The sequence below is a fragment of the Paenibacillus cineris genome, assembly GCF_018333335.1.
Taxonomy (GTDB): Bacteria; Bacillota; Bacilli; order Paenibacillales; family Paenibacillaceae; genus Paenibacillus_AQ; species Paenibacillus_AQ favisporus.
Genome location: NZ_BORU01000003.1, coordinates 55,488 through 67,943, shown reverse-complemented (window position 1 = coordinate 67,943; position 12,456 = coordinate 55,488). Strand labels below are relative to the sequence as shown.

Below are 12,456 nucleotides of genomic sequence, written 5' to 3'. Positions count from 1 at the left end.
GCTGGGAGTACCCGCAAGAAGCATGGACCTAGAAATAGATACTCCTATGCAAGCTCCAAACCAAGAAGACTCGGGCATCGTTCCGGAGTCTTCTTGGTTTTTTGTCGGTCATTTCCTGCTATTTTGCCTTGGAGGCGTCCTTCTGCAGCTCTTTCCAGGCGGCGACCGAGTCGGCGCTCGTATAGATGTAAGGGGTCTGGGGCTGGGCAATCGGCGTGATTTGCGAAGCCTCGATCTCGATCAAATTGTTGCCCCCTTGAGACACGATCTTCAGTTTGCCCTGTACCTTGACCCAGGAATCGGCCGGCAGGGCCAGCTTCTGCTGCGGATCGACCATAATGCCGAAAGGGGTGGCGTCCGCTGTGCAGCACTGCACCAGAAAGCGGCTGACCGCGAAAGGGCCGCTCGCTCCGCCCGTCTGATCGCGATAAACAAAGCCGGAAACGGCGATTTCCTTGCCTTCAAACTGCTCCTTGAACATCTCGATCGCCCCGAACGTTTCGGAGTAAATCGCCGGGTAGACCGGGATGACGGGCTGGGCGTACAGCAGTTTGGCGAGCTCGGCGAATTCCTTGGCATACGGATCGGAAGTTTCGAAGGAGACTGCCTTATTCGGCTCTGTGGCAGTACCGGTAATTGACTTCTCCGGCACGGTGGACGCACTGGGGATGGCCTTCTCCGGCTCCATCGCCGAATAGGAGAGGGAAATGCCCTTCTTGGCGGCGGCGATGCTGCCGAGGGCCTTATCCGGAAGGAGGAACCCGAGCAGCAGCGGGAGCACGAACAAGCCGTACAGGCCGGTGCTTTTCAAGAAGCCGGCAGGCAGACGGTGATCGCAGTTGCACAGCACCTGGCTGCGTCCGAGCAGCGCCTGGATCACCAGGCTGAGCGCCATCAGGCCCAGCGGAACCGGGCACAGCCGGATCCATCTCGCCAGGGCGGGCGCGACGTAATAATGCAGCGCGTCCTGCTGCATCAGGTGCAGAATATAGAGGGCGAAAGCCGCCAGCACGGCCGCCCGGAACAGGTAATGCAGCCGGATGCTGCGGGAGTCGTTCACTTGGCTCTACCTCCAGTCGGATTATGTATTGGGTTCGCGCATCTTGCGCGGGCGTGTTCCTGGCATGGGCGTTCACAGCCAGATCGAATGTTACATCCGCCAAAAAGTTTACAGCCAGACCGAAATCAGAACCGAACCGACAAAGACGCAGGCGGCGATCAGGAAGAACAGATAGAGGGCGAACTTGGTTTTGAACAGCGCCATCAGCATCATGGCGTTTTTGAAATCCAGCATCGGGCCCAGCACCATGAACGCGATCAGCGAGCCGGCGGGAAAGGTGTGCAGGAAGGTGGAAGCGACAAAAGCGTCCGACGTGGAGCACAGGGAGAGCGCAAAGGCGAGCCCCATCATGAACAGATACGAGCCCAGCGGATGGCCGCCGATGGCGGAGAGGCTTTCCCGGACCATAAACGTCTGAATGCCCGCCGTCAGCAGGCAGCCGATGATCAAATATTTGCCCATGTCGAAAAACTCGTCCGACGTATGGACGAATACCGACGCCAGCCGGCCGCCGCGTGCGGCATGGAGATGAGCATTCCCGCCGGTTTCCCGCTCCATCGACCATCTCACCGGCGATTTTTTTACCGTAACGTAGACGATGAGCCCGATCAGGAAAGCGACGGCGAAGGCCAGTCCCATCCGGGCGTATGCGAGATCCGGGTGGCTGCGGAACGCCATGAAGGTGGCTCCGTAGACGACCGGATTGATGATCGGTCCGGACAAAATGAACACGATCGCGACATACACGGGCATGCCTTTATGAATGAGCCGGCGGACGAGCGGGATCATGCCGCACTCGCACACCGGGAAGATCACGCCGAGGAGACAGGCGAACAGGATGGCCGGAACCGGCTTCTTCGGAATCCAGCGCGACATGACCTCGTCCGGCACAAACACCTGCAGCAGCGATGAGAGCAGCGCCCCGGCCAGCACGAACGGCAGCGCCTCCAGCAGAATGCCGACGAAGCTGGTTTTGAACGTGTCCAAATAGACGTTATCCAGCAGCTCGATGCGCTCCGGCAGCCACAGGACGAGCAGGATGATCAGAAAGGCGGCGGGAAGAAGCAGCGGGACGATTTTAAAAGGGGAGAGGGTGGTCAAGGCGGGATCAGCTCCTTCCACAGAAATGATGAAGCTTAACGAAACAGTTCGGACCAGCGTTCCTTCAGCCGCGCCTCGTTCAAATTCAGGCCGATCATGACGAGGTACGGTGCGCCGGGGTAGCGGGAGTTTTCCCAGAACGTGCGTGTCCCGGCATACTGGACGAGCTGGACCGGTTCATGGCGTGCGAGCGCCACATGCCCCTTGGCACGAAGAAGCGCGTCTCCGCAATCATGGAAGAACGCCTCCAGCCGCTCCCTGGACAGGGAAGCCGGGCTTTGCTCCGCCGGGGGAAAGGTCAGCGTGACGGTGCTGACTTTGGAAAAAGAGACCGCCTCGTCAAGATGTTCATGCCCACCGTGGCCGCCATGTCCTTCATGCACGTGGGCAGTGGCCGTAGATCCCGCACCGTGACCGTTATGGGCAAGGTGGTGAGCATGCGAAGCGGCTGGGTCAACAGCTCCACCGAACCTGTGCTGCGCCTGGCTGCTCAGCGCCTCCTGCGCCGGGGTCTGTGCACCAGCCCGGACAGCAGCGACCTTGGACGCTTGGCGGCGGTTAACCCCGTCCAGCAGTCTGGACAGGTCAATCCGGCTATATTCTGTGTATACGATCGCAGCCTCGGGATTATGCTTACGGATCATGCTTTCGATCTTACCGATCGTGCCCGGGGCGGCCAGATCCTGCTTGTTGACCGCGACCAGATCGGCGCTTTCGATCTGCTTGCGCAGCGTGCGGACCAGCTCTTTGTCGGCGGAGAAGCGGCTGTTGAACTCCAGCACGTTCTCCGCGTCGAGCATCGTCACCGTATAATGGTGCCGTAACCGGCCGGCAAGCCCCGGCTCTTGAAGGGTGTGGCGGATTTCTTCCGGATCGGCGACGCCGGTGAGCTCGATGACGATGACGTCGGGCGACCGCTCCAGCAGGGTGGACAGACCTTGCGGCAGCTCGCTTTTCCGGCTGCAGCAGACGCACCCGTCCAGCAGCTTCTGCACCTGAACCCCCGCTTGTTCCTCCAGAATCGTTCCATCCACATCCCGTTTGCCCAGCTCGTTCATCAGGATGCCGGGGGTCAGCCCCCGGGCCGAGCACTCCTTGAGCACGGACAGCAGCAGCGTCGTTTTTCCGCTTCCCAAAAATCCGCTTAATATGATGACTGGCGTTTTCATACGCGATTCATCTCCTTTATCCTCGTTGTCGAATATAGAGCAGGCCCAGGGATATGGCCTGTACCAAGCGTGAATTTTTCTCCCATTTTATCTATACGTAAAGATTACGATTTAATGCCTATGAACTCGGCAGCCCGGAAGGTGCTGATAGATTCAGAACCGCGGCGATTGATGCCATTACCGGGCAACCTGCTGAGGAGAAATCTGGAAAAGAATGCTATAGATCCATTCATATCCGGAGCGAAGTCGTTTATGATAGGTTTATGTCAGTAACCAAGGATTTCCGGAGGAGGAAAAGGAAGGCATGAGCAAATTTGTCATTGGCATGGACCTCGGCGGAACCCGGATCAAATCGGCGGTATTTGACGCGGATGCCGGTTGGAGGATTGCCGCGGCAAGAATGGACGCCACCGAAGCGGACAAGGGACCGGAGCATGTGCTGAACCGGATGAAGCGGATCGTTCATGAACTGATGAAGGAAGCGGGGATCGGGCCGATGGACGTGAGCTGCATGGGGATGGGCATTCCGGGGCTCCTGGATCCGCGGGAAGGGCTGTCGATTCTGTCTCCCAACTTTCCGGAATGGGAAAATATCCACGTCGTAAACCGGATGCGGGAGGAGTTCGCTTTTCCGGTTTTCATCGATAATGATGTGCGCGTCAACATGTACGGGGAGTGGCGGTTTGGCGCCGGCAGGGGCTGCAGGAACCTGATGCTCATTACTTTGGGAACCGGACTGGGCTCGGGAATAATTTATCAGGGGAAGGTTGTCTACGGCACGTCTTCGAGCGCAGGCGAGATCGGCCACATGAACATGTACAGGGAAGGGCGGCCGTGCCGCTGCGGCAGCTCGGGCTGCCTCGGCCGCTACGTGTCCGCGGTGGGTATGGTCCGAACGTTTGCGGAAAAGTTAGTGGAAGGACGGAGGAGCGTCATTCAGGAGTGGACGGGCAACGACTCCTCGCAAATGACGGCACAGCTCATTTCGGACGCCTATGATCTGCAGGACGCGCTCGCTATTGAAGTCATGCACGAGACGGGAGAACTGCTCGGGTATGGACTAGCGAACGCCATCAATCTGTTGAATCCCGAGCTGATCATTGTAGGCGGCGGCATGGCCGCGGCCGGGGAGCGGCTCTTGCGCCCGGTGCGCGAGACGGTAGCCCGCCATGCGCTGCAGCTGTCCGCCGGGGTCTGCCGCATCGTACAGGCCGAGCTTGGGGACAGGGCCGGGATGCTGGGCGCCGCTGTGTACGCAGACGGACGCTTGAAAGGAGGGAATTCATGGTCAGACAATGGGCTAACAGGCTGATTATGCTGCTGGTGCTGGCTGCGGTCATCCTGGTCGTTATTTACGCTTTCGAGGGAAAGTTGTTCGGCCTTCAAGACAGGAAAGCGGAAGGGAGCCCGACGGTTGTGGAGGCGATTGAGAAGATCCGGGGCGAGGAGTACGTGTCCTATATGATCGATGAGCGTCCGGTTGCTGACGGGGAGGTGGCATTTTTCCTGCGGAAGACACCCAGCGGTGGGTACACCATCGCTGCAGAATATGTAAGGAAATTCGAAAAAGGCTGGAAGTGGGGCTATGGGGGAAGCTTCGGAGCCTCCAACTATCACCCCGGACTTTCCGACGCCGAAGCTCGGAAGGAGGGCTTCTATGCCGTGTACTTACCCGGGACGGAGGGTACGGAATTCGGCAGCTCTCCCTTTCCCATGTATTATGGCATCGCTCTGCATCCCGACATCAGCCGCATCGTGGTCAAGGACCCTACCGGCTATGAGAAGCAGGCGCAAATCATTCCCATCGAGCAAAACTTCAAATTGTTTTACGTGTTTTTGGATGCGTCACAGGGTACGAAGTTCGAAATTACGGGCTACGACCAGAGCGGAAACATCATCCAGCAGGTGACTCAGGACGAGGCTAACCCCAACAACACGGGGACGACACGAATCGATTAACCGTAATTTTACATAATCAGCCTTCCCAATTAACGGATCGGAAACAATCCATCGATAAGATGAAGGAGGAAAAATCCAATTCGAACAAGCCGGGAGGAGAGAAATAATGAGATTGGCGCTGTTGGGTGATTTGCATTACCACGAAATCGACGAGTCGGTACCGGGGCTGAAGGAAGCACGGCGTGCATTCTATCAAACGGTGCTGGAGCAGTTTTTGGAGCAGGAAGCGGACCTGTATATTTCGCTGGGGGATCTCACCAACTTCGGCACGGCCTCCGAGCTTCGCGAAGTGTACGACCTGCTTCGCCGCCAGGACAAGACGTTTATACACGTGCTGGGCAATCATGACTTGTATGCGCAGCGCAGAGCCGAGGTGCTGGAGATGACGGGCCAGGAGAGGTACCATGCCATCGACACGGATCAAGCGATGCTCGTGTTTCTCGACACGGCCAAGGAAATGGATTTTAAGGACTGGGGCGGCTGGCTCGATCCCGAACAGTTGGGCTGGCTTGAGGAGCAGGTAGGACTGTCAGGCGACAAGCCGCTCCTCGTCTTCGGCCATCACCCCGTGTACAATACGACGGCGGGTTCGGAGAAGGATAAGGGTTCGATTCATCCCATCATCGACATGTGGAGCATTTTGAACCAAAAGCAGGGCATTGGCATCTATTTCAACGGCCATACGCATATGGACTCGATCGCGCACCGGCAGGACTGGTCGTTCGTGCAGCTGTCGGCCTGCCTGGATCAGCCGGGCTTCCGGATCGTCGATATCGCGGAGGACGCGATCCGCATCACACCGGTCGAAGTGATGGACCCGACGCTGCCGGATCACATGGCGCTCCTTCACCAGCATATGAAGCATTTCAGCCCGAATCCGGATGCCAGAGGGATGGAGGACGACCGGGCTCTCCTCGTTCCGCTGCCGATTGCGCCGCAAATCTGAATATAGAGTAATCACGACCTTCGTGAAAGGGAGGCTGTACACGCATGAATGACGTTATGACCCGGGAGCATTTTTTCAAAGGTCTCGCCAAGCATAAACGGATTGCCTCCATCAAAGACCCCCGCCATATTGAAATCGCCTTGAAGCACCGGGATGAGCTGAGCGGCGTCTTTCTCTTGATGGGCCATATCGGTGTCGCCAAAGGCTATGTGAACGTATTCCGGGAGCACGGTCTGCCGGTGTTTATGCATTTGGAAAAAATCGGCGGGCTCAGCACGGACCATTACGGCCTGGACTATTTGGCCAAGAGCATCCGCCCGGTCGGCATCATTTCGACCAAAACCAGCGTCATCAAAACCGCCAAAAAAATGGGGCTGCTCACGGTGCAGCGTTTCTTTCTCGTCGACAGCGAAGGGCTGGAGAACATCGCGAAGAGCCTGTCCCAGGCCGAGCCGGACATCATCGAGCTGATGCCTGCCCGCATTCCGGACATGATCCGCAGGGTGAAGAGTTTTACGGAACTCCCGATCATCACCGGCGGCCTGCTGTATGAGCACAGCCACGCACAGGAGTGCCTGGATCAGGGAGCGACGGCCATTTCCGCTTCCCGTCCCGAGCTGTGGAGAAGAAAGATCATTTGATGTCCCGTTAATATTCCGCATAAACCGCGTTAATAGTTGTCCCTTATGATGAAATCGACAAGTAAATAGAACGGTTGGAGTTATGGAGAAACCTGATCTGTCGAGAGAGCGCTAAGCCAGCGTTCCTGCTCGGCGGTATTCGGGTTTCTTTATTTTTTTGGCTGCAGCCGTCGTTGTACAGCAGACATAAACCAAATTCAAGGGTGGAGGAATCAATCGATGTTCAAGAAAAAGATCGCACTGCTTACACTGTCCGCGGTAATGACGGGCATGCTGGCCGGATGCGGCGGCGGAGCCGAGAAGGCGGCCGGCAGCGAGACAGCGGAGGCGGCAGCGGCCAAGCCGGATAAAAAAATCGTCATCAAGTACTGGTACGCCTTCGGCGACAAGATCGAGGAAGCCAAGCAGCATATGGTCCAAACGTTCAATGAGTCCCAGGACAAGATCGAGGTGGTCGCCGAGCATCAGGGGAATTACGATGATCTTCATGCGAAGGTCCAGGCGGCTTTTGCGGCTGGGGACGCCCCGGCGGTCACGGATCTGGAAATTGCCTCCACGGGCGTGTTCGCCCATTCCGGCATGCTCGAAGACCTGACCTCATACGCCGAGAAGGACAAGGATCAGCTGAAGCTGGACGATTTTATCCCCGGACTGATGGGGAACGCCTACGTGGACGACAAGCTGTACGGGCTGCCTTTTATGCGCAGTACTCCGATTATGTACAAGAACGTGACGATGCTGAAGGATGCCGGGCTGGATCCGTCCGGGCCCAAAACGTGGGATGAGTTCGAGCAGTACTCCAAAGTGCTCAAGGGGAAAGGCAAGCTCGGCATGACCGTGCCGGTCGATATTTGGTTCTACGAGGCGCTGGTGGCCCAAAGCGGCGGCACGATGCTGAGCGAGGACGGCAAAAAGGCAACCTTCAACAACGCGGCCGGCGTGGCACCGGTGGACTTCTGGAAGCGGCTGGTGAACGAAGGCCTGATCAAAATGCCGGTCGGCGACGAAGCCGGGGATACGGCGGACAAGGATTGGGCGAACCAAATTTCCGCGTTTAAGTTCGCCTCAACCGCCGGCGTATCGCAAAGCCTGGAAATCGCCAAGGGGAACGGCTTTGAGCTGGAGACGGCCTTCATGCCGGCCAACAAGGATTACGGCGTGCCGACAGGCGGATGCCAGCTTGTCATGACGTCGAAGAGCAGCGCCGAGGAGAAGGCGGCGGCATGGGAATTCATGAAATGGATGACCTCCCAGGAAAACACGATCTACCAGCATAAGCATGTCGGATACCTGCCGACCCGTACGTCGGCGGTGGAAAGCGAAGAGCTCAAGGAGCATTTTACCCAGTATCCGCAGTATAAAGTCGCCGTCGACCAGCTGAAATACGCGAGACCGCGCCCGATGGAGAACGGATATCCGGAAGTCGCCAAGATCGTCCGCGATGCGATCCAGAAGGCGATTATCGATCCGAAGACGACGCCGCAGCAGGCGCTGGACGAAGCCGCGGCCAAGTCGGATAAGCTGCTTGGCAAGTAAGTTTAGCGCCTGTCAGGCAATGAAACAGACCCGCCAAACAAGGAGGCATTCGGCATGGCCCAAATCGAGCTGATCGGCATTTGCAAGAAATACAAGGAAGAAACCGTAATTCAGGACCTTAACCTGACGATCCGGGACGGTTCGTTTACCGTCCTGGTCGGGCCGTCCGGCTGCGGTAAATCGACGACGCTGCGCATGGTGGCCGGTCTGGAAAGACAGACAGCAGGAGATATTCTCATCGACGGCCAGCGCGTGAACGACACGCCGCCTGGTCTGCGGGACGTGGCGATGGTGTTCCAGAATTACGCGCTGTACCCGACCATGACGGTCCGGGGCAATATCGAGTTCGGTCTCAAGAACCGCGGCGTCTCCCGCAAGGAGCGGGAGCGCCTGGTCTCCGACATTTCGGAAATCGTCGGACTTGGGCCATACCTCGACAAGAAGCCGCAGAATCTCTCCGGCGGCCAGCGCCAGCGCGTGGCGCTCGCCCGGGCGATGGTGAAGCAGCCGAAGGTGTTTATCCTTGACGAACCGCTGTCCAACCTGGACGCGAAGCTGCGGAACCAGATGCGGACGGAGCTGATCCAGCTGCACGAACGCCTTGGCACGACCTTCGTCTACGTGACGCATGATCAGGTCGAAGCCATGTCCATGGGCGACGAGATCGTCGTCATGAACGAAGGGGCGGTCCAGCAGGCGGACTCGCCGATGAAGCTGTACGAGCAGCCTGCCAACCTGTTCACCGCCCAGTTTATCGGCACGCCGGCGATGAACATCATGAAGGTCGGCGACATCAAGGGGCTGCGCGTCCAGCCCGTGTCCGGAGCCTACCATGTTGGTTTCCGGCCGGAGCATGCACAGATCAATCCGGACTCCCCGGTGGAAGGGCTTGTGCTCGAAGGAGACATCTTGACGCGGGAGAGCCTGGGAGCGGAGCATATCTATCAGATCCGTTCCAAGGCGGGAGCGTTCTTTGTCAAAACGTTTCTGAAGCCGCTGGTGACGGCGGAGCGTGTACACATCGCCGTACCGCACGGGCATCTCTATTATTTCAGCCTCAACGGCAGCCGGGTGCAGACAGCGGGAGCGGCAAATGAGAAGACCTCCTCACGGCAGCTGATAGCAGGAGGGGTGTAGCATGACCGTCTGGGAACGGCTGCGCCCGTACAGCATGGTCGCGCCGGCAATTATCGTCTTTGCCATGTTTTTTATCTACCCGATTTTTTACATGATGTACTTAAGCCTGTTCGACTGGAACTTCGTCAGCCCGACAAAAACGTTCGTCGGCATCCAGAACTTCGTAGATCTGCTGTCGGAGCCGGATTTCCGCCAGGTGCTGTCGAACACGACCCTGTATACGGTGCTGACGGTTACGCTGACGACCGGACTCTCCCTGTTCATGGCGATCTGGCTGAACCGCAGCGGCTTCTTCTACGGCCTGGTACAGGGGGCGATCTTCAGCCCCCATATCATCTCGCTCGTATCGATTTCGCTCTTGTGGAGCTGGCTGATGGACCCCGAATACGGGCTCTTGAACTGGGTGATCGGCCTGTTCGGCTTCGGCAAGCTGGAATGGCTGTCCCATCCGAGCACCTCGCTGATCTCCCTGGTGATCGTGGCCGTGTGGAAAGGGCTCGGCTATAACACGCTCGTGTTTATCGCGGGGCTGCAGAGCATCCCGCAGGATATATACGAAGCGGCTTCCCTGGACCGCTCCAGGCCGTGGACGACGTTCACGCGGCTGATTCTGCCGATGCTGTCGCCGACGATCTTTTTCCTCGTCATCATCAATTTGATCGGGTCGTTCCAGGTGTTCGAGACGATCGCAATCATGACGCAGGGCGGTCCGGTCAACTCGACCAATACGCTGGTGTATTACATCTACGAGGCCGGCTTCCGCTTCTTCAAAATCGGGTATGCCTCGGCGGCCGGCGTGATCCTGCTGTTCATCGTCGGCATCCTGACCATCGTCTATTTCAGGCTGCTGTCCAGCCGCGTTCATTACCGTTAACCGGTAACAACTTCTGCTTCTATGATCTTAGAAAAGGGGGAAAACCGAGTGGAACCCGCAAACCGTGCCTTTGACGGGCATACCGTCGCCGTTCCCGGAGGACGCATGCTGGAAACACCGGGCAGACCTGCCCTTCTGCGCTCCGCGGCCGTCCTGCTGCTGAAGGCGTTGAATGTGGCGGCGCTGCTGCTGCTGGTCCTCATCTTTGCCATGCCGTTTGTCTGGATGCTCTCGACATCCCTCAAAACGCTGCCGGAGACGATGATCTTCCCGCCGGAATGGATTCCCCGGAATCCGGTATGGAGCAATTACGCCTCCGCGTGGCAAACCGGGCCGTTCCTGCATTACATCACGAACAGCGCCGTCATTTCGGTGAGCATTTTGCTGCTGCAGATGCTGACGATCATTCCGGCTGCGTACGCATTTGCCAGATACCGGTTTGTCGGCTCCGGCTTTTTGTTCAGCCTGGTCATGGTGACGCTCATGATCCCGACCCAGCTCATCTTTCTGCCGGTATATTTGGAGCTGAGCGCCTTCAAGCTGCTGAACACCCATCTCGGGCTGATCCTCCCGTTCGCGTCCAGCGCGTTCGGCATCTTCCTGCTCCGGCAGGCGTTCCGGCAGATCCCGGAGGAGCTGGTGGAAGCTTCCCGCCTGGATCAGGCCAAGGAATGGAAAATTATCGTCCGCATCATGGTGCCTATGGTGAAGCCGGTGCTTGTGACGTTTGCCCTGTTCAGCTTCATCGCGCACTGGAACGATTATTTCTGGCCGCTCGTCATGACGACGAACGAAACGGCGCGGACGCTGCCGATCGGCATCGCCAAAATCCGCGAGGTCGAGGGCGGCGGCACCTGGAACATCCTGATGGCCGGCAACGTCATTTTGGTCGCGCCGATTCTGGCCGCCTTTTTCCTGGCGCAAAAGCATATCATCAAAGCGTTTGTGTATAACGGTGTCAAGTAAGAGGTATGCTGTGTGCCACGTGTACCACAGTGACCATGTTCGCAGGCTTACGTGTAAAAGAGCTGCTCCTTCGTCTCTCAGACGATATGGATGCAGCTCTTTGCTTTTTTTGGAGTTATCCAGTCTATAGATAGGGGTGACTTTAGGCTGCGAAAATGGATCACGGCCGGCTGCTCAGCTCCTGTCACCTGGGGCGCCGCTTTACACGACGTCTGCGGCAAGTGTTGTAAGCGGGCCGTCTTCGGCGGCGATGTCCTGCAGATCATAGACCGAAATCGGGAACATCGGAATACCGACATAATAGGGTGTGATCGAGTACAATGGGTAAAAGAGCACCAACGCCTTGTCGGCGAGGTAGAAATCCTGGTTAGGCGCGACCGTGATGCTCCCCGCATCCAGTACCGGAAGATTCCGCTCCTGCACCTGCTTCTTGACGGCGGCGGTCAGGACCGCTTGGTAAGGGGAGCCCGGTTTGAACAGGCTGGACAAGGTATAGGTGTTCCCCGTTTGCATGGAAAAGGTCAATCCCTTGGCGATCGTGTATCCATGCGCCATCGGTGTGGAATAGGTGTAATTGCTCAGCACGAGGCTGAGAATGCCGCGCTCGTTCGTTTTGATCTCGAAATTTCCGGTCGTTTCCGGCTGGCTTCCCGTCTGGACCGCCTGCTGGGCGCGCTGCATGTCCTGGATCGTACGGATGATCGTGTGGTTGATTTTGTTTTCGGCCGTTTTGTCGGCGAGCCCGGTTACCTGCGGATAGTGGATCACCGTGCCGGGGGCCGTAAAGGTGACGGTATGGATGGTGACCGGCGGTACGTATTGAGGCATGCGGTTCGCTCCAATCGTTGTATGGTATACACCAGCCTATTCCGGGCCTGGGCGTTCGGTGACGGGAATGGAGCACGGGAGCTTACTTCCACCTGAGGTCAGCCGATCTAATCGATATAATGTAAATACGAGAACAGTGGTCACGCCGCGTTAAGGCGATTTGTCTGAACAGGCTCAGCATATTTAAAAAATATTCCGAGGCTCATGTAACCTTACGGATCTGATATTGCACTATAGGG

12 protein-coding genes are annotated in these 12,456 nt (G+C 57.6%); 8 read left to right on the top strand and 4 right to left on the bottom strand.

Going from position 1 to position 12,456, the window contains the following annotated elements:
- Positions 1–118: 118 nt before the first annotated feature.
- The 3 genes from KI379_RS24575 to KI379_RS24565 all read right to left on the bottom strand — a co-directional run bounded on the left by KI379_RS24575 (position 119) and on the right by KI379_RS24565 (position 3,330).
- Positions 119–1,060, bottom strand: coding sequence for a TIGR03943 family putative permease subunit (locus KI379_RS24575; RefSeq protein WP_212985199.1), 942 nt, complete (start codon positions 1,058–1,060; stop codon positions 119–121).
- A 108-nt stretch (positions 1,061–1,168) separates the two neighbouring features.
- Positions 1,169–2,161 carry a permease gene (locus tag KI379_RS24570; RefSeq protein ID WP_212985198.1) on the bottom strand — a complete coding sequence of 331 codons (993 nt, stop codon included), beginning with the start codon at positions 2,159–2,161 and terminating at the stop codon, positions 1,169–1,171.
- 35 nt (positions 2,162–2,196) lie between these two features.
- Entirely contained in the window at positions 2,197–3,330 is a 1,134-nt protein-coding gene (locus tag KI379_RS24565) for a CobW family GTP-binding protein (RefSeq protein WP_212985197.1), read from the bottom strand.
- A gap of 304 nt (positions 3,331–3,634) precedes the next feature.
- On the opposite strand from KI379_RS24565, the gene KI379_RS24560 reads away from it, so the two are divergent.
- From KI379_RS24560 to KI379_RS24525, 8 genes are all read left to right on the top strand, one after another.
- Positions 3,635–4,642: an ROK family protein gene (locus tag KI379_RS24560; RefSeq protein ID WP_212985196.1), complete on the top strand. Its 1,008-nt coding sequence runs from the start codon at positions 3,635–3,637 to the stop codon at positions 4,640–4,642.
- Positions 4,615–5,289 carry a hypothetical protein gene (locus KI379_RS24555; protein WP_212985195.1) on the top strand — a complete coding sequence of 225 codons (675 nt, stop codon included), beginning with the start codon at positions 4,615–4,617 and terminating at the stop codon, positions 5,287–5,289. The genes KI379_RS24560 and KI379_RS24555 overlap by 28 nt, the downstream gene beginning before the upstream one ends.
- A gap of 106 nt (positions 5,290–5,395) precedes the next feature.
- The gene (locus KI379_RS24550; protein ID WP_076175630.1) at positions 5,396–6,235 is read left to right on the top strand and encodes a metallophosphoesterase family protein; all 840 of its coding nucleotides are present in this window, start codon (positions 5,396–5,398) and stop codon (positions 6,233–6,235) included.
- A 44-nt stretch (positions 6,236–6,279) separates the two neighbouring features.
- A complete protein-coding gene (locus tag KI379_RS24545) occupies positions 6,280–6,876 on the top strand; it encodes a glycerol-3-phosphate responsive antiterminator (RefSeq protein WP_084204193.1) in 597 nt (198 codons plus the stop codon).
- Positions 6,877–7,095: 219 nt separating this feature from the next.
- Entirely contained in the window at positions 7,096–8,412 is a 1,317-nt protein-coding gene (locus KI379_RS24540; protein ID WP_089548646.1) for an ABC transporter substrate-binding protein, read from the top strand.
- 54 nt (positions 8,413–8,466) lie between these two features.
- Positions 8,467–9,549, top strand: a complete 1,083-nt coding sequence (locus KI379_RS24535; RefSeq protein ID WP_212985194.1) for an ABC transporter ATP-binding protein — start codon at positions 8,467–8,469, stop codon at positions 9,547–9,549.
- A gap of 1 nt (position 9,550) precedes the next feature.
- Positions 9,551–10,423 carry a carbohydrate ABC transporter permease gene (locus tag KI379_RS24530; RefSeq protein WP_076175638.1) on the top strand — a complete coding sequence of 291 codons (873 nt, stop codon included), beginning with the start codon at positions 9,551–9,553 and terminating at the stop codon, positions 10,421–10,423.
- Positions 10,424–10,528: 105 nt separating this feature from the next.
- Positions 10,529–11,389 (top strand): carbohydrate ABC transporter permease, encoded by an 861-nt coding sequence (locus KI379_RS24525; RefSeq protein WP_084204199.1) that lies wholly within the window; start codon positions 10,529–10,531, stop codon positions 11,387–11,389.
- Positions 11,390–11,590: 201 nt separating this feature from the next.
- Here the strand turns inward: KI379_RS24525 and KI379_RS24520 are convergent, their stop codons facing one another.
- Positions 11,591–12,217, bottom strand: a complete 627-nt coding sequence (locus KI379_RS24520; protein ID WP_212985193.1) for a DUF3298 and DUF4163 domain-containing protein — start codon at positions 12,215–12,217, stop codon at positions 11,591–11,593.
- Between the last annotated feature and the right edge of the window lie 239 nt (positions 12,218–12,456).

What these genes read in the sequence shown, in the direction of transcription:
- KI379_RS24565 (WP_212985197.1), bottom strand. Translation starts at nt 3,330, where the DNA reads ATGAAAACGCCAGTCATCATATTAAGCGGATTTTTGGGAAGCGGAAAA.
- KI379_RS24560 (WP_212985196.1), top strand. Translation starts at nt 3,635, where the DNA reads ATGAGCAAATTTGTCATTGGCATGGACCTCGGCGGAACCCGGATCAAA.
- KI379_RS24555 (WP_212985195.1), top strand. Translation starts at nt 4,615, where the DNA reads ATGGTCAGACAATGGGCTAACAGGCTGATTATGCTGCTGGTGCTGGCT.
- KI379_RS24550 (WP_076175630.1), top strand. Translation starts at nt 5,396, where the DNA reads ATGAGATTGGCGCTGTTGGGTGATTTGCATTACCACGAAATCGACGAG.
- KI379_RS24545 (WP_084204193.1), top strand. Translation starts at nt 6,280, where the DNA reads ATGAATGACGTTATGACCCGGGAGCATTTTTTCAAAGGTCTCGCCAAG.
- KI379_RS24540 (WP_089548646.1), top strand. Translation starts at nt 7,096, where the DNA reads ATGTTCAAGAAAAAGATCGCACTGCTTACACTGTCCGCGGTAATGACG.
- KI379_RS24535 (WP_212985194.1), top strand. Translation starts at nt 8,467, where the DNA reads ATGGCCCAAATCGAGCTGATCGGCATTTGCAAGAAATACAAGGAAGAA.
- KI379_RS24530 (WP_076175638.1), top strand. Translation starts at nt 9,551, where the DNA reads ATGACCGTCTGGGAACGGCTGCGCCCGTACAGCATGGTCGCGCCGGCA.
- KI379_RS24525 (WP_084204199.1), top strand. Translation starts at nt 10,529, where the DNA reads ATGCTGGAAACACCGGGCAGACCTGCCCTTCTGCGCTCCGCGGCCGTC.
- KI379_RS24520 (WP_212985193.1), bottom strand. Translation starts at nt 12,217, where the DNA reads ATGCCTCAATACGTACCGCCGGTCACCATCCATACCGTCACCTTTACG.